General features: G+C 61.8%; 17 protein-coding genes. 9 read left to right on the top strand and 8 right to left on the bottom strand.

The features are described from left to right. Positions 1–191: 191 nt before the first annotated feature. From DM807_RS07185 to DM807_RS07195, 3 genes are all read left to right on the top strand, one after another. Positions 192–779, top strand: coding sequence for a YecA/YgfB family protein (locus tag DM807_RS07185; protein ID WP_012273599.1), 588 nt, complete (start codon positions 192–194; stop codon positions 777–779). Between the two features lie 7 nt (positions 780–786). After that, entirely contained in the window at positions 787–1,152 is a 366-nt protein-coding gene (locus tag DM807_RS07190; protein WP_012273600.1) for a YbaN family protein, read from the top strand. 311 nt (positions 1,153–1,463) lie between these two features. Then, a complete protein-coding gene (locus DM807_RS07195; RefSeq protein ID WP_012273601.1) occupies positions 1,464–2,822 on the top strand; it encodes a TolC family outer membrane protein in 1,359 nt (452 codons plus the stop codon). 42 nt (positions 2,823–2,864) lie between these two features. Here the strand turns inward: DM807_RS07195 and DM807_RS07200 are convergent, their stop codons facing one another. The 3 genes from DM807_RS07200 to DM807_RS07210 form a co-directional block, all read right to left on the bottom strand. Continuing rightward, positions 2,865–3,464, bottom strand: a complete 600-nt coding sequence (locus DM807_RS07200; protein ID WP_179027200.1) for a tRNA-uridine aminocarboxypropyltransferase — start codon at positions 3,462–3,464, stop codon at positions 2,865–2,867. Positions 3,465–3,528: 64 nt separating this feature from the next. Further along, entirely contained in the window at positions 3,529–5,094 is a 1,566-nt protein-coding gene (locus tag DM807_RS07205) for a methyl-accepting chemotaxis protein (protein ID WP_060492942.1), read from the bottom strand. 137 nt (positions 5,095–5,231) lie between these two features. Further along, positions 5,232–6,125 (bottom strand): LysR family transcriptional regulator, encoded by an 894-nt coding sequence (locus DM807_RS07210; protein ID WP_012273604.1) that lies wholly within the window; start codon positions 6,123–6,125, stop codon positions 5,232–5,234. A gap of 225 nt (positions 6,126–6,350) precedes the next feature. Here DM807_RS07210 and speB point away from each other — a divergent pair, with 225 nt between their 5' ends. Both speB and DM807_RS07220 read left to right on the top strand, forming a co-directional pair. Continuing rightward, entirely contained in the window at positions 6,351–7,301 is a 951-nt protein-coding gene (gene speB, locus DM807_RS07215) for an agmatinase (RefSeq protein ID WP_179027201.1), read from the top strand. A 276-nt stretch (positions 7,302–7,577) separates the two neighbouring features. Continuing rightward, positions 7,578–8,957, top strand: coding sequence for a sodium:solute symporter family protein (locus tag DM807_RS07220; protein ID WP_012273605.1), 1,380 nt, complete (start codon positions 7,578–7,580; stop codon positions 8,955–8,957). A gap of 86 nt (positions 8,958–9,043) precedes the next feature. On the opposite strand, the gene DM807_RS27880 is transcribed toward DM807_RS07220, so the two are convergent. Further along, on the bottom strand, positions 9,044–9,172 hold the full coding sequence (locus DM807_RS27880) for a PA1414 family protein (RefSeq protein ID WP_009683677.1): 129 nt from the start codon (positions 9,170–9,172) through the stop codon (positions 9,044–9,046). A gap of 124 nt (positions 9,173–9,296) precedes the next feature. Next, positions 9,297–10,190 (bottom strand): putrescine utilization regulator PtrR, encoded by an 894-nt coding sequence (ptrR, locus tag DM807_RS07225; RefSeq protein ID WP_179027202.1) that lies wholly within the window; start codon positions 10,188–10,190, stop codon positions 9,297–9,299. Between the two features lie 106 nt (positions 10,191–10,296). Here ptrR and DM807_RS07230 point away from each other — a divergent pair, with 106 nt between their 5' ends. Further along, a complete protein-coding gene (locus DM807_RS07230; protein ID WP_179027203.1) occupies positions 10,297–11,457 on the top strand; it encodes an MFS transporter in 1,161 nt (386 codons plus the stop codon). Here DM807_RS07230 and DM807_RS07235 read toward each other — a convergent pair. Both DM807_RS07235 and DM807_RS07240 read right to left on the bottom strand, forming a co-directional pair. After that, positions 11,426–12,352, bottom strand: a complete 927-nt coding sequence (locus DM807_RS07235; RefSeq protein WP_060492945.1) for a DMT family transporter — start codon at positions 12,350–12,352, stop codon at positions 11,426–11,428. The genes DM807_RS07230 and DM807_RS07235 overlap by 32 nt on opposite strands. 105 nt (positions 12,353–12,457) lie before the next feature. Beyond that, a complete protein-coding gene (locus DM807_RS07240) occupies positions 12,458–12,853 on the bottom strand; it encodes a hypothetical protein (protein WP_012273609.1) in 396 nt (131 codons plus the stop codon). Between the two features lie 176 nt (positions 12,854–13,029). Here DM807_RS07240 and DM807_RS07245 point away from each other — a divergent pair, with 176 nt between their 5' ends. The 3 genes from DM807_RS07245 to DM807_RS07255 all read left to right on the top strand — a co-directional run bounded on the left by DM807_RS07245 (position 13,030) and on the right by DM807_RS07255 (position 13,980). Beyond that, the gene (locus tag DM807_RS07245; protein WP_060515449.1) at positions 13,030–13,332 is read left to right on the top strand and encodes a type II toxin-antitoxin system RelE/ParE family toxin; all 303 of its coding nucleotides are present in this window, start codon (positions 13,030–13,032) and stop codon (positions 13,330–13,332) included. Next, a complete protein-coding gene (locus DM807_RS07250; protein ID WP_012273611.1) occupies positions 13,325–13,618 on the top strand; it encodes an addiction module antidote protein in 294 nt (97 codons plus the stop codon). Before DM807_RS07245 ends, DM807_RS07250 begins: the two co-directional genes overlap by 8 nt. An 89-nt stretch (positions 13,619–13,707) precedes the next feature. Then, entirely contained in the window at positions 13,708–13,980 is a 273-nt protein-coding gene (locus DM807_RS07255; protein ID WP_012273612.1) for a hypothetical protein, read from the top strand. A 125-nt stretch (positions 13,981–14,105) separates the two neighbouring features. On the opposite strand, the gene DM807_RS07260 is transcribed toward DM807_RS07255, so the two are convergent. After that, positions 14,106–15,467 (bottom strand): DEAD/DEAH box helicase, encoded by a 1,362-nt coding sequence (locus DM807_RS07260; RefSeq protein WP_069943273.1) that lies wholly within the window; start codon positions 15,465–15,467, stop codon positions 14,106–14,108. Positions 15,468–15,483: the final 16 nt, after the last annotated feature.

The following is a 15,483-nucleotide window of genomic DNA, read 5'->3' on the forward strand; positions in this document are numbered from 1 at the left end:
GCCCCGCACACGCCAAATGCGTAAGCGGTTTTTGCCAGGCGACCGGTAAAACCTGCCCCTGGATGAAAAATCGCGGAGTATACCGCAGCGCCGTCCTGCACAGGCACCACGGCGATAGACGTTCCCTTTGCCCCGCTGCCGCTGCAAGGTGCTAGAATTCGTTATCGTTTATTCCCCAAGGTAGCCCTGTAATGTCCTTCGCCGAGCAACTGACCCGCCTGCAAGCCTTCCTCGACGCCGACGAGCTGCACGAAGAAGCGCTGGACTATGTCGCCGCACACGGCTACCTCACCGCCCTGTCGATCAACGCCGAGGACGTGCCCGAGCGCGAATGGATCGACGCCCTGTTCGCCGAAGAGCCGCACTACGCCAGCGACGCCCAGCGCACCGAAATCGAAGCCACCCTGGTGGCATTGAAAGCGCACATTGCCCGCCAGCTGGCCAGCGACGAAGAATTCGACCTGCCATGCGAACTCGACCTGACCGACGAGCCGGACGATTCCGACCTGCGCGGCTGGTGCATCGGCTTCATGGAAGGCGTGTTCCTGCGTGAAGAGGCCTGGTTCGAGAACGCCGAGGAAGAAGTCAGCGAGATGCTGCTGCCGATCATGGTTGGCTCAGGCCTGTTCGATGAACAACCAGAGTTCGCCGACATTGCCAGCAACGCCAACCTGCAGGACGACATGATCGTACAGATCCCCGAGGCGCTGAGTGCATTGTTCCTGCTGCTGCACGCCCCTGACGAAAAACCGGCGCTGCTCAAGCCACGCCACCACTAAGCTGCCTATGCGCTACCTGCTGCTGGCCACCGGCTGGCTCAGCGTTGCGCTGGGGGTGTTGGGGATTTTTCTCCCGGTACTGCCCACCACCCCGTTCCTGCTATTGGCGGCGGCCTGCTTTGCCCGCAGCTCACCGCGCTTTCACCACTGGTTGGTCCATCACCCCAAGCTCGGGCCATGGATCCGTGACTACCTCAGTGGTGAAGGCATCCCCCTCAAGGGCAAGGTTTACGCCATCGGCCTGATGTGGGCCAGCATTGGCCTGTCGTGCTACCTGGTGCCGCTGTTCTGGGCGCGTACCTTCATGTTGACCAGCGCTGTACTCGTCAGTCTGTATATCCTCAAGCAAAAAACACTTCAGAAGCCAAGGTGACAATATTTTGTCGCCAAATATCACTTTCGCCTAACTGCCACCTTCTTTATCGGAAATAGTTCTGGAACCGTGTGCAAGCCTTGTAAACATTGGTTTTCAGAGCGACTAACAGCATCGTTCCGAGGGCTGTAAGTGAAATTGATTAGACAATAAAAGTCTTATATGGCAATTTGATATGAATAAATCTTCTTATCTATCGCGTTGAATGTACTTAGCTGTCTTGTTAAAAACCTGCAACACTATACGCGATAACTTTATCGTCATTTTTTTGGCGAACAGCAGGATAAATTCCAGGATCAGGGAGATGTACCATGCGCGTTTTGAACCCCATCACCAGTGCATTACTGTTGGCCCTGGCGAGTGCCAACGTACAGGCGATGTCGATCACCGAGGCCGTCCAAAGCGCCGTGGACTACCACCCACAAGTCAGCTCCAACCGTAACAGCAAGCTGTCGGCCGATGAAGACGTGAAGTTTGCGCGTGGTGGCTACTACCCTTCCGTGGACCTGGTCGCCGGCTACGGCCGCCAGCGTTCGGACAACACCACCACCCGTGCCGAGGGTAACCACAACAAGGAAACCCTCAGCTACACCCAGTCCGAGCTGCGCCTGCGGCAGATGATCTTCGACGGCTTCAACACCTCGAATGAAGTGGGCCGCACCGAGGCTGTCTCTACCTCCCGCGCCTACTACACCCAGGCTGTTGCCCAGGATGTCGCCCTGCGTGCGGTCGAGGTGTACCTGGAAGTGCTCAAGCGGCGCGAGCTGGTGACCCTGGCCAAGAACAACCTGCAAGCCCACCTGCGCGTCAACGACCAGATCGGCCTGCGTAACGAGCGCGGCGTTGGCAGCACCGCCGACCTTGACCAGTCCCGCGCCCGTCGCGCCCTGGCGGAAAACAACCTGGACACCGCCGAAGTCGACCTGGCCGATGCCGAGGCCAACTTCTTCAGCGTGATCGGCCGCGCGCCGGACGAGCTGGAAAGCCCGCAAACCATCAAGGGCGAGGTGCCTGAGAGCCTCGAGGGGGCACGCGACAGCATGCGCCAGAACAACCCTTACATCAAATCTGCACAGGCTGACGTCAATGCGGCCGAGCAGCAGTACGAAGTGGGCAAGTCGACCTTCTACCCGCGCTTCGACGCCATTCTGGCAACCGGTGCCAACAACAACACCGGCGGCGAAAAAGGCCACAACAACAACGACTGGCAAGCTGGCGTGGAGATGAACTACAACCTGTTCCGCGGCGGTAGTGACAAGGCGCGCCTGCAGTCCGACGCGCACAAGATCAACCAGGCCCTGGACATCCGCAACAACGCCCTGCGTGAGTTGACCGAGAACCTGAGCCTGGCGTGGAACGCCATGAACAATGCCAGCAAACAGCTGCCGACCGCGCGTGAATACGCCGAGACCACCAAGCGCGTACGTGCGGCCTACCAGGACCAGTTCGGCCTGGGCCAGCGTACCTTGCTGGACGTGCTGGACAGTGAGAACGAGCTGTACAACGCAGACCGCCGCTATACCGAGGTGCGTTATACCGAGGAGTTCTCGCGCTACCGCGTGCTGGCGACCATGGGTGAGTTGCTGACCAAGCAGCGTATTTCGCTGCCACCAGAGGCGCTGGCGACTACCGAAGTGCGCACTGAGGCGCGTCTGCCTGAGATGCGCTGATCGGGCTTGAATCAGCCGGGGCTGCATTGCAGCCCCCAGCCCTCACTCGGTGCCATGGTTACGCTGGAACGTCTCCTCGCCCATGGCCCTGATCTGCCCCTCGATCAACGCTTCGAACGGCGCCAGCAGTGCATCAAAGCAAACGGGTTGCTCCAACGCGTTCAATGCTCCCACCACCGCTTCGATAGTCGACAGTGCCCCCGCCTCAGGCGCCTTGCGCAGCCGGTAACGTGAAGGCGCGACAGCCCCCAGCGTGACCCGCGGCAACCCTTCCAATAGCGGGTTCATGTACAACAACTTGCGCGCCTTGCGCCAGGTGCCGTCGGGCACGATAAGCAGCAACGGTTTGTCCTCGGCCTCACCATAAGCCGTCAGCACCCGAGCATCGTCGCCCGGAAATAGCAGGGCCGGCCGGTAACCAGGCGTCGCGAGCAAATCGCCCAAGTCGTTGAAAACCTCACCCACCCGCAACTCGGCATTGTTCAAGCCAAGGGCCGCGAGGCGCGCGGTATTCAGGGCATGGGCAGTTTCACTGGGGTGCTGCAGCAGAATCACGCGGGTACTGCTGTCGAGTGCGGGGATCAGTGGGCATAGGCAGTGGTCGAGCGGGCGCTGACAGCGCTCGCAGCGGGGTCTGGGCATGGGGTTCTCCTTGGCGGAGACAGTTTGCCACAGAACCGGGGCCCGCTTGGCGGGCCCGGCCTTCTCAGCGGTTGAACCGCTCCGCCAGGCTATGCAGGTACTCCGCCATGCGCTCCAGGTCCTGGCTGATCTGCGCGCCCTGCCTGGCCTGCCCGGCACTCTGGTCACACAGTTGGGCAATTCTCACGATCTGCTGGTTGATGTCCTCGGCCACATGGCTTTGCTGCTCCGATGCCGTCGCCATCTGCTGGCTCATGCCGGTGATGCGACTGACCGCCTGGGCAATCCCGCTCAGCGCCGCCTGCACCGCCTCGACACTGTGCACGCTGTCCCGAGAGATCTGCTCGCCCCGGCTGGCCGTGCTCACTGCCCGCTCTGCCCCGGCCCGCAAGGAGGCGATAATGTGGTGAATCTCGTCGGTCGAAGCGCGGGTGCGCTGGGCCAGCGAACGCACTTCATCAGCCACCACGGCAAACCCGCGCCCCTGTTCGCCGGCACGCGCCGCTTCAATGGCGGCATTAAGCGCCAGCAGGTTGGTCTGCTCGGCAATCGAGGTGATCACGTCGACCACGCTGCCTATCGACTGGGTTTGCTCTGCCAGGGCATTCACTGCCTGGCCAATGTCATTGACCGCATCGCTCATGCTACCCATGGCCTTCAGGCTCTGCAGCGCCAGCTCGCTACCCTGCTGCGCCAATTGGTCGGCATCACCCGCCGCATGCGCCGTGCTCTGCACGTTGTGGGTAACCTGCTGGATGGTGGCCGCCATTTGCGCAATGGCCGTGGCCGACTGATCGGTTTCGCTGCGCTGGCGGTCGAGCATCTGCGCCTGGGCATCGGACAGATCGGAAGATTGCGCCGCCCGCGACTTCACCCCGACCCCGGCATCCACAAGCCGGGTGAGGGCCGTTTGCAGGCGTGCTTCCTCGCTGATGATGGCCAGGTCAAGCTGGCCTTGCAGGCCTGGATTGTCGCTGTAGGTCAACGCCACCAACGGGCTGGTAAAGGCCTTGGGGTGCTCAGCCAGCGTGCGGCGGATGACCTGGTTCTGCCGGTGCTCGATCAGGTACCAGGCCAGCAGCAAGCTGGCCATCAGTACACCAAGCGCCGCATAGGGCGGTAGCCATAGGTAACCCGCCGCCGACACCAGGCCTGCGCCGATCAGTGGCCAGCCATGGCCCAGACCGTACCCCAGGCGAGCCGCCCACGGCACCGGCCCGCGCCCATCGCGCAAGCGAGCGTACAGCGCTTCGGCACGGCGAATCTGGTCCCTTGTGGGCACCGAGCGTACTGACTCGTAGCCACTGATGCGGCCTTGTTCGTAAATCGCCGTGACGTAGGCGCTGACCCAGTAGTAATCGCCATTCTTCGCCCGGTTCTTGACCACCCCCATCCACGGCTTGCCCTGCTTGATCGTCTCCCACATATGGTCGAACACCGCCGGCGGCATATCTGGGTGGCGTACCAGGTTGTGCGGTTGGCCGACCAGCTCGTCGTAGGTAAAACCGCTGATCGCCACAAAGGCGTCATTGCAGTAGGTGATGCGGCTGTTGAGGTCCGTGGTGGAAATCAGGCGTTGATCGCTGGAGAAGGTTCTTTCGTGCTCAGTGACGGGCAAATTCATGCGCATCTTGGGCGATCCTTGCAGGATGAAATGAAGGGAAAATCATCAGCGCAAGTTGATGTGTAGCAGAGCGCTATCAGGATAGCGGTCAGCTTTTGCCAGAATTTAACGCCTCCCGACGGAATGCATGAATACGTCGCATCTCAGCCCACGTTGAGTTGGCTTTTCAGCAGGTCACGGAAGGTCTGGATCAACGGTTCACGGCTACGCCCACGGCGAATGATCAGCGAGAACGGGGCCTGGTAACCGAAAGTCGACGGCGACAGCACGCGCAAGTCGCCCTTGTCGACCCAGGCCTGGGCGTAGTGCTCGGGCAAGTAGCCGATGTAGGCGCCGGAAAGGATCAGGATCAACTGCGCCTCCATACTTTCCACTGTTGCCGCGCTGTGCTTGAAGCCATGCCGGGCCAGTTCGGCCTGGCTCCAGTAGCCGCGCCCGACCATGCGCTGCTGGGTCACCACCTGCTCGGGAATGCGCCGCTCGGTGTACAGCGGATGGCGGCTGCTGCAGTACAACCAATGCTGTTCACGGTACAGCGGCTGGTAAAGCAGCCCGCTCATGCGCGAAGAAAACGCGCCGATGGCCAGGTCCAGGCGGTTGTCCTGCACACCCAGTTGCAGCTCGTAAGGGCTGGACACCGACAGATGCAGGTGCACCGCCGGGTGTTCCTGGCTATAGGCCCCGATGGCCTCGGCCAGCGGCAAGGCACGGTCGCCGACCGTGGAGTCGATCACCCCAAGATTGAGGGTGCCGCGCAACTCGCCCTTGAGGGCGGCGGCATACTGCTCGAAGCCGTCCAGCTCGGCCAGCAGGCGCAGGGTTTCCTGATGGAACAGCTCGCCCTTGCTGGTCAGGCTGAAGCCCCCACGCCCACGGTGGCACAGCACGATACCCAAAGCGCCCTCCAGCTGGCTCATGTAGGTGCTGATGGCCGAGGTGGACAGGTTCAGTTCGCGCTGGGCGTTGGCGAAGCCCTGGTGGCGCACCACGCTGATGAAGATGCGCAGCAGTTTCAGGTCGGGCAGGGTCGAGGCCATGGTGCAACGGTTCCACGAGGGTATTTGCGCGCAGTTTAACCGCTGCGCCAGCCTTTAGTTCAGAAAATCCTGAACTAAGTATTTGTCGGTAGCGATTCTTCCCGGGCACTACCTTGAGCAGACTTGGCCGAAATGTCCCTGCCCGCCGGCAAAACCACACTTGAAAGGCGCGCGGCGGCACAGGTTCGAACAAACAGAACAATCGACCGACTGATGAGGCCCACCGTGGACAAGACTCTCCACCAACCACTGGGCGGCAACGAAATGCCGCGTTTCGGCGGCATCGCCACCATGCTCCGTCTCCCCCACCTGCAAAGCGCCAAAGGCCTGGATGCCGCCTTCATCGGCGTACCGTTGGACATCGGAACCTCGCTGCGCTCCGGCACCCGCTTCGGCCCACGGCAGATCCGCGCCGAGTCGGTGATGATCCGCCCCTACAACATGGCCACCGGTGCCGCCCCGTTCGACTCGCTGTCGGTAGCCGACATCGGTGACGTGGCAATCAACACCTTCAACCTGCTGGACGCCGTGCGCATCATCGAAGAGGCGTATGACGAGATCGTCGAGCACAACGTCATCCCCATGACCCTGGGTGGCGACCACACCATCACCCTGCCGATCCTGCGTGCGCTGCACAAGAAGCACGGCAAGATCGGCCTGGTACACATCGACGCCCACGCCGACGTCAACGACCACATGTTCGGCGAGAAGATCGCCCACGGCACCACCTTCCGCCGCGCCGTGGAAGAAGGCCTGCTCGATTGCGACCGCGTGGTACAGATCGGCCTGCGCGCCCAGGGCTACACCGCCGATGACTTCAACTGGAGCCGCCGCCAGGGCTTCCGCGTGGTTCAGGCCGAAGAGTGCTGGCACAAATCGCTGGAGCCACTGATGGCCGAAGTACGGGAAAAGGTCGGCGGCGGCCCGGTTTACCTGTCGTTCGACATCGACGGCATCGACCCGGCCTGGGCACCCGGCACCGGTACCCCGGAAATCGGCGGCTTGACCACCATCCAGGCGATGGAGATCATTCGCGGCTGCCAAGGCCTGGACCTGATCGGCTGTGACCTCGTCGAAGTCTCCCCGCCTTACGACACCACCGGCAACACCTCGCTGCTCGGTGCCAACCTGCTGTTCGAAATGCTCTGCGTGCTACCAGGCGTCGTGCGCCGCTGACCGACGGCCCTTTGTAGGAGCGGCCTTGTGTCGCGATCGGGCCGCAAAGCGGCCCCCGGTTTGTGGCCGTGATGCATAGATTGCCGGGGCCGCTCTGCGGCCCAATCGCGACACAAGGCCGCTCCTACAAAAGAGCTGGCAGTACTTGCAATACCCCGGCAGGAGCCATGAGGGAGGGCCACAGAGGCCCGCCAACAACACGACAAGACCGCCGGGCGCCGTGAACCCGCCCGCGTGGTCGATCTCGCCATAATAAAGATAATCGGGAGACCCCCAATGGCCTTGGACATCATTGTTGTAATGATCTACACCGCCGGCATGCTCGGGCTGGGCTGGTACGGCATGCGACGCGCGAAAACCCATGAAGACTACCTGGTAGCCGGGCGCAACCTCGGCCCGGTGCTGTACATGGGTACCATGGCCACCACCGTGCTCGGTGGCGCTTCTACCGTTGGCACTGTGCGCCTGGGCTACGTTCACGGCATTTCCGGTTTCTGGCTGTGCGCAGCCCTGGGCCTGGGCATCATCGCCATCAACCTGTTCCTGGCCAAACCGTTGCTGCGCCTGCGCATCTTCACCGTGACCCAGGTGCTTGAGCAACGCTACAACCCTACCGCACGTCAGGCCAGCGCCGTGATCATGCTGGCTTACGCGCTGATGATCGGCGTCACCTCGACCCTGGCCATGGCCACCGTATTGCAAGTGCTGCTGGACTTGCCGTTCTGGGCTTCGCTGCTGCTCGGCGGCGGTGTGGTGGTGCTGTATTCGACCATTGGCGGCATGTGGTCGCTGACCCTGACCGACATCGTCCAGTTCGTGATCAAGACCGTCGGCCTGATGTTCATCCTGCTGCCGGTGTGCCTGTACAAGGCCGGTGGTTGGGACACCCTGGTGGCCAAATTGCCAGCGGCCAGCTTCCAGCTGACCACCATTGGCTGGGACACCATCGTTACCTACTTCCTGATCTACTTCTTCGGCATTCTCATCGGCCAGGACATCTGGCAGCGTGTATTCACTGCTCGCGATGAAAAGGTCTGCCAGCGTGCCGGCACCGTCGCCGGTGTGTACTGTGTGGTGTACGGCCTGGCTTGCGCCGCCATCGGCATGGCTGCACATGTGCTGATGCCCGACCTGGCCAACCCGAACAACGCCTTTGCCGAGATGATCAAGAGCACCCTGCCCGATGGCATCCGTGGCCTGCTGATGGCCGCAGCACTGGCAGCCATGATGTCCACCGCCAGTGCCGGCCTGCTGGCCGCTTCGACCACTGTGACCGAAGACCTGCTGCCCAAGCTGCGTGGCGGCAAGCAATCGAGCCTGGGGCTCAGCCGCCTGTTCACCCTGCTCACCGGCCTGGTGGTGCTGGGCATCGCGCTGATGGTGAACGATGTGATCAACGCCCTGACCCTGGCCTACAACCTGCTGGTCGGCGGCATGCTGATCCCGCTGATCGGGGCAATCTTCTGGAAACGTGCGACCACCGCCGGTGCGATTGCCAGCATGTCGCTGGGCTTTGCCACTGCGCTGCTGTTCATGTTCAAGGACGGGCTGGAGGCCAATACACCGATCTACTACAGCCTGGCGATTGGCTTGGTGAGTTTTGTGGTGGTTAGCCTGATGTCGCGCAAACCAGTCGGTGCAGTGAATCTGGCCTGATAGCTATCGCCCGGACCGGCAATAGACAATCAGCAGACACTAAAAGGCCGCTGCACCCACCCAGGTGCAGCGGCCTTTGTCTTTAATCAGCGACGACGCGGTTGGCGCTTGCGCTGCTCTTCATCAGTCGGGATCGGCACCGGCTGCAAGGGTGGTGGAATCAGCCCCAAGGCGACCGCCAGGTCGTGGAGCCAGTTTGACAGTGGTTTATTCATAATGCCCCCTTGACGGGTCAACCTCACGGCGAATCAATCCTGCGATGCTTCATACAGATCATAGCCCGATGTCCTGTATTACGCATGCCTCTGCTCCTACAGATAAGGGCCATTTTGACGCGGATCAAGCCGTGGCGGCGCATTCCGACGACTGGCTAATCGTTTCGCTTTGTTGCAGGTCGATCCATGCCTGCAGATTAGCCCCGCGCATCCCTTGACGCCACATAAGCCAGGTAACCGCCTGGTCGAACGGCGCCTGCAGCGGGTGTACCCTCACCCGGTCGCGCCCGGGCAGGCTGTCGAGCATCGACTGGGCCATCATCGCCACACCCGCACCGGCGATTACACAGGCCAGCATGCTCTGGTACGACTCGATCTCCATCACCCGGCCCATCGGCGTATGGGCATGGGCATACCACGCCTCCAGACGCATGCGGTACGAGCAGCCCTGACGGAAGGTGAACACCGCCTTGCCTGCCACGTCCTTGGCAGTATGCACCGCCGGGTGCTCGGGGCTGGTGATCAGCACCAGTTGCTCATCGCACAGCGGCACGCCATCCAGCCCGGCCAGGTTCAGCGGCCCATCCACCAGAGCGGCATCCAGGCGGTGGCTGAGCAGGCCTTCGAGCAGCTCGCCGCTGGGTGCGGCGCGCACTTGCAGGTTCACTGCCGGGTATGCCTGGTGATAACGCGCCAGCAATGCCGGCAGATGGGTCGCCGCCGTGCTGTACATGGTCCCAAGCACGAAGTCCCCGGCTGGCTGGCCGCCACGCACGGCGGCCAGCGCCTCGTCGCGCAGGGCCGACATGCGGTGGGCATAGTCCAGAAGCACCTTGCCCGCAGGCGACAGCTGCAAACGCTGGCGTTCGCGCAGGAACAGCTCGACACCCAGTTGTTCCTCAAGCTGGCGCAAACGTGTCGAAAGATTCGATGGCACCCGGTGCATGCGTTCGGCGGCACGGGTGACCGAGCCTTCCTCGGCCACGGCTTGAAAGATACGCAGCTGGCTGAACTCCACGGCATTCTCCAAAACAGAACAACTTGATCATCATTATTCAATTTTATTGAAAATGAAACCATCCTAACCTGCCGACCATCGCTTACATCCGTGCAGGAGACCTGTCATGTCGCCACTCATTCAACTGCTGGCCAGCGCCGTGGCGCTGATGATGGCCATGGGCATCGGCCGTTTCGCCCTCACCCCGCAATTGCCACAACTGATTGCCGAAGGCCAGTTCGACCTGACAGTCGCAGGGCTGGTGGCGGCGGCCAACTACCTGGGTTATTTCATTGGCGCGGTGGACGCCATGTTCGCTCGCTCGCCAGGCCAGGTGCGCCTGCGCCTGCATAGCGGGCTGTGGTTGTGCGTGCTGTTGACACTGGTCTCCTGGGCTGCAGAGGGCTTCTGGGGCCACCTGCTGCTGCGCTTTGGCACCGGCGTGGCCAGTGCCTGGGTGCTGGTGATGATCACCAGCCTCAGCCAACAGGTGGCCAATGCCCACAACCGCCAACGGCTAGGTGCCCTGGTGTTTGCAGGGCCCGGCCTGGGCATCGCCGTGACGGGGCTGTTGGCACTGGTGGCGCATCTGCTGGGGCTGGGCTCGGCAGCACTGTGGCTGATCTATGCCGTGGCTGCACTGGTGATGCTGCTGGCCGTGCGGCCTTGGCTGCCACGGTCGCTGCAAGCCGCGCCAGCTCCGTCGCCAGAGCAGCAAGGCCCGACCCGCAGCGTCGGCATTGGCTGCCTGGGGCTGGTGTATGCACTGTATGGCGTGGGTTACATCCTGCCGGCCACCTTCCTGTCACAGATGGCCAATCAGCAATTTCGCGGGCAGTGGCTGGCCGATCTGTTCTGGCCGGCGTTCGGCCTGGCGGCGGCGTTGGGTGTGCTGTTGGTGAGTCTGCGCCGTGGCGGTAGCACCGCGAACTGGCTGACGGCCACCCTGTGGCTGCAAGGGCTGGGCGTGCTGGCCTGCCTGATGGGCGGGGGCATTGGGTTAGCGCTGGGTGTTGTGCTGTGCGGCGGGCCATTCCTGGCCTGCATGCAATTGGTGATGCAGCGCTCGCGGGAGCTGGCACCACATGCCACCCAGCGCAATGCCGGGCTGCTGACCGCGTGCTTTGCCCTGGGGCAGTTGAGCGGGCCGTTGCTTGCGGCGCTCAGCAGCCATTACAGCGGCGGGCTGCAGCCGGCGCTGATGCTGGCTGCAGGCGGGTTGGTAGTGGCCGGGGGGCTAGTGCGAATGGCCCGTACTACCCTACAAACCGCCGCAACTGCTGCTTAACCCAAGGCTCGGCACTCACCAGAATCACCCCCAGCAGCACCATCAACGCCCCAACCACAAAATTCACGCTCAGTGGCTCATCTAGCAGCAATACACCAAACGTCACCCCGAACAGCGGGGTAATGAACGAAAACACCGCCAAGTTCGACGCCAGGTATTTGCGCAGCAACCAGAACCAGGTGAGGTAGCTGATGAACGACACCACGATCCCTTGGAACAGCACGCTGCCCATCGCCAGCGGCGTCAGCGACACTGCGCCGATCTGCCCGCTGAGCAGGGCAATCAGCAGCAGCCCGGCAAAACCGACCGCCAACTGATAGAACAGGGTCAAGGTGGCTGGCGCCTCCGAAAGCCGTGAGCAGCGCACCACCACCGTGGTCGCGCCCCAGGCCAGCCCGGCGATCACGCCAAAGGCGTCGCCCAGCAGCATTCGGCCATCCATCTGCTCGAACGACATGCCGCCTGCAAACGCCATGGCAATTCCACCGAAGGCCAGTAGAATCCCCAACCACTGCAACAGCCGCAAGCGTTCGCTGGGCAGCCGGAAATGCAGGCCCAATGCGGTAAACACGGGGGCGGTATAGAGGAACACCGACATATGCGCCGCCGAAGTCAGTTTCAGGCCCTCGGCAATGAACAGGAACTCCACGCCGAACAGCCCGCCTGCCACCAGCCCGGCGCGCCAGGTGCTGCCGACCTGCTCCCAACCGCCACGCCAGCACAGCATCAGGCCCACCAGCACGGCAGCGATACCGTTGCGCAGCGCAGCCTGCATCACCGGGGCGATGTCGACAGCAGCAGTCTTGATCAGCACCTGCTGGCAACCCCAGATCAGGCACAGCCCCAGCATCACCTGGAATGCAAAGGCGTCTGGGTTCTTGCGGACCGCGCTCATAAGCGGGCCTCTGGGATCGTCGTGGGCATGGGCAAGGCTCGGCAGCGTTCAGAAGCTACCGATTATCGGGTTTCCAGCGCCGCACTTGCCAGCCTTAAAACGACATCAAGCAATCTGTGCCTTCGCAGATACCCGTTCGAACGTCGCTTCGTCCAAGGCATCTTCCTGCTCATCCAGCACTTGGCGCGGGTGCTCGAAGCCGGGGATGCTGCTGTCGATCAGGCTCATCAAGCGCGAACCGCGTTCGGTCAGCACGAAGTTTTCTCCATTGCCGCCGTCGTCTTCGTGCCGGCTCTCGATAAAGCCACGCTCGAACAGCAGCTTTTCATACTCGCAGGCGCGGGTTTTCAGGTGGTCCAAGTCGCCCAGTGGCTCACCCTTGGCGGCCAATGCGGCGGCGTGCTGCTCGGCATAGGGGCGGGGCGTGAAGCTGTGACCGGCGCCATTCTGCACTTCGTGCAGCAAGCGTTCGATCAGGTCCCAGTCGTAGGCGATGCTCATGGTGATGGGCTCCTGCTGTGGACGGAAGGGGTACACAGGTTGGGACCTGCCGGTGAGGACGGTGTTCCGAAAAATGAACGCTGGAAGAAATGCCATTGCTAGAAGCCGCTTAGGCGGCAACAGGCAGAAACCATTTGCTGACTTGCCGCCTGTAGTTTATAAACTACATTCACTCGTTGAAGAAAATCGAATCCAGCAGTTTCAGACATTGGGTGACCGGCCTGCGGGACAGCAGCGCCAGAGCCCGCATCATTTCTCGGATCAACCGGTTAATGGAGGGTTTACCTGGCGACGTATCTCCGGTTGGCCATGGCGTCAGTGAACTCAGGATTCACTACGGGCCTGGCTACCGGGTGTACTTCCATCAGACGGGCAACACTTTCGTCATTCTGTTATGTGGCGGCGACAAAAGCAGCCAACAGCGTGACATCAAGGCAGCCCACCAGATTCTGCGTTCGTGGAGGATGCAAAATGACTGAAACCTTTTCCGAATTCGACCCCGCCGAGTACCTCACAACGCCCGAAGCAATCGCGCAGTTCATGACCGACGCACTTGAGACTGGCGATGCCGGCTATGTTGCCAAAGCGGTTGGCGTGGTGGCCCGTGCAAAGGGCATGAGCGAACTGGCCAAAGAAACTGGCCTGTCTCGCGAACAGCTCTACCGCTCTTTCAGCGAGCACGGCAACCCGACCCTGAAGTCGTTCCTGACCGTAATGAAGGCATTAGGCATAGACATGACGGCGCGCCCCCACCTTGCTGGCTGAGTGACTGTTTCCGCCATCGGTCGTTAACGCTGAACTACCACGCCCCTTTAGCCCTCCACCGCGCATAGCCACCGCTGGAGGTAGAAAGGATGAAACCGCTACTGCCCATTGCCTGCGCCACAGCCCTGCTCTGCGCCCTGCCCGCCTGGGCCTGCACACCGGAAGAAGCAACGCAAAAACGTGAAGAGCTTGCCGGGTTGGTCACGCAATTGACCGAACAGAACCCACAGAAGGCCAAGGAGATCAATGACGAGCTTCAGGGGATGGATTTGGAGACGGCGAGCAAAGACTTGCCCGACAAGTGTCAGCTGATCGATCAGCGGATCAAGGAATTGAAAACGGCGGAAAAGAAGGCTGACTAGTTGTCACCTGTGCCAAGGTTTTCGCGGGCAAGCCCGTCCCCACAGGTACAACACAGCCTTTAAGATCTGTGATGACCCTGTGGGAGCGGGTGTGCCCGCGAAGAAGACAACACTGTTTGAGAATGTTACTCGGCAGCAGGCTTACGCTTCTTGAGCGGCGCCAGGCCATCAGCGCTGGCCAGCGGTGCGTTGGCCCTCGGCTTGGCGGTTGGCTTGCGCTTGGCGGCAGCCTTCTTGTCACCGGTCTTCTTGTCAACTTTCTTCTTCTTGGCCCCAACAGCCTTGCCCGAAGCCTTGACCTTCTTCGGCCCGCTGTAAGTGCCCTTCACTTCCTTGATCACCCGGCGCTCGAACTGCTGCTTGAGGTAGCGCTCGATGCTCGACATCAGGTTCCAGTCGTTGTGGGTGATCAGCGAGATCGCCAGGCCTTCACCACCGGCACGGCCAGTGCGGCCCACACGGTGTACGTACTCGTCACCGCTGCGTGGCATGTCGAAGTTGATCACCAGGTCCAGGCCGTCGATGTCCAGGCCACGGGCTGCCACGTCGGTGGCTACCAGTACCTTGGAGCTGCCCTGTTTGAAGCGCTCGATGGCCAGCTTGCGGTCCTTCTGGTCTTTCTCGCCATGCAGCACGAAGGCTTTCACGTCCTTGGCCACCAGGTGACCGTAGATGCGGTCGGCCATGGCGCGGGTGTTGGTGAAGATAATCGCCTTGTCGAAGGTTTCGTTGGCCAGCAGCCACTGGGCGATCTGCTCTTTGTGCTGGTCGTGGTCGGCGGTGATGATCTGCTGGCGGGTGCCTTCGGCCAGTTGCGAAACACTGTTGAGCATCAGGTGCTCAGGGTCTTTCAGCACTTTGCCGATGATGTCGCGCAGGGCCGCGCCACCGGTAGTGGCGGAGAACAGCAGGGTCTGCTCGCGGTTCTCGCACTCCTTGCACAGGCGCTCCATGTCTTCGGCAAAGCCCATGTCGAGCATGCGGTCGGCTTCGTCGAGGATCAGCACCTTCACATGGGACAGGTCGAGGTTGCCGGCATTCAGTTGCTCAAGCAGGCGGCCCGGGGTGCCGATCAGCACGTCCGGCACTTTGCGCAGCATGGCGGCCTGTTCCTTGAAGTCTTCGCCGCCGGTGACCAGGCCCGACTTGATGTAGGTGAACTGCGAGAACAGCTGTACCTGCTTGAGGGTTTGCTGGGCCAGTTCGCGGGTCGGCAGCAGGATCAGCGCGCGGATTTCGACACGCGGGCCGCTCAGGTCGACCAGACGGTTGAGCAGCGGCAGCACGAAAGCCGCGGTCTTGCCGCTGCCGGTCTGCGCGGTCACGCGCAGGTCACGCCCTTGCAGGGCCAGGGGGATGGCCGCGGCCTGCACCGGGGTTGGCTCGACAAATTTAAGCTCGGCCACGGCTTTAAGCAGGCGTTCATGCAGGGCGAATTGGGAGAACACGGAGGTAACCTCAGGCAAGTGCGGGAAATTCAGTTGCATAGGGTAACGTTTTCTG

Origin of the sequence: Pseudomonas hunanensis, from assembly GCF_013393325.1 — a bacterium.
Lineage (GTDB): Bacteria > Pseudomonadota > Gammaproteobacteria > Pseudomonadales > Pseudomonadaceae > Aquipseudomonas > Aquipseudomonas putida_P.

What these genes read in the sequence shown, in the direction of transcription:
- DM807_RS07190 (WP_012273600.1), top strand. Translation starts at nt 787, where the DNA reads ATGCGCTACCTGCTGCTGGCCACCGGCTGGCTCAGCGTTGCGCTGGGG.
- DM807_RS27880 (WP_009683677.1), bottom strand. Translation starts at nt 9,172, where the DNA reads ATGAATAAACCACTGTCAAACTGGCTCCACGACCTGGCGGTCGCCTTG.
- DM807_RS07235 (WP_060492945.1), bottom strand. Translation starts at nt 12,352, where the DNA reads ATGAGCGCGGTCCGCAAGAACCCAGACGCCTTTGCATTCCAGGTGATG.
- DM807_RS07205 (WP_060492942.1), bottom strand. Translation starts at nt 5,094, where the DNA reads ATGCGCATGAATTTGCCCGTCACTGAGCACGAAAGAACCTTCTCCAGC.
- DM807_RS07220 (WP_012273605.1), top strand. Translation starts at nt 7,578, where the DNA reads ATGGCCTTGGACATCATTGTTGTAATGATCTACACCGCCGGCATGCTC.
- DM807_RS07260 (WP_069943273.1), bottom strand. Translation starts at nt 15,467, where the DNA reads ATGCAACTGAATTTCCCGCACTTGCCTGAGGTTACCTCCGTGTTCTCC.
- DM807_RS07240 (WP_012273609.1), bottom strand. Translation starts at nt 12,853, where the DNA reads ATGAGCATCGCCTACGACTGGGACCTGATCGAACGCTTGCTGCACGAA.
- DM807_RS07210 (WP_012273604.1), bottom strand. Translation starts at nt 6,125, where the DNA reads ATGGCCTCGACCCTGCCCGACCTGAAACTGCTGCGCATCTTCATCAGC.
- DM807_RS07230 (WP_179027203.1), top strand. Translation starts at nt 10,297, where the DNA reads ATGTCGCCACTCATTCAACTGCTGGCCAGCGCCGTGGCGCTGATGATG.
- DM807_RS07185 (WP_012273599.1), top strand. Translation starts at nt 192, where the DNA reads ATGTCCTTCGCCGAGCAACTGACCCGCCTGCAAGCCTTCCTCGACGCC.
- DM807_RS07255 (WP_012273612.1), top strand. Translation starts at nt 13,708, where the DNA reads ATGAAACCGCTACTGCCCATTGCCTGCGCCACAGCCCTGCTCTGCGCC.
- DM807_RS07200 (WP_179027200.1), bottom strand. Translation starts at nt 3,464, where the DNA reads ATGCCCAGACCCCGCTGCGAGCGCTGTCAGCGCCCGCTCGACCACTGC.
- DM807_RS07250 (WP_012273611.1), top strand. Translation starts at nt 13,325, where the DNA reads ATGACTGAAACCTTTTCCGAATTCGACCCCGCCGAGTACCTCACAACG.
- DM807_RS07195 (WP_012273601.1), top strand. Translation starts at nt 1,464, where the DNA reads ATGCGCGTTTTGAACCCCATCACCAGTGCATTACTGTTGGCCCTGGCG.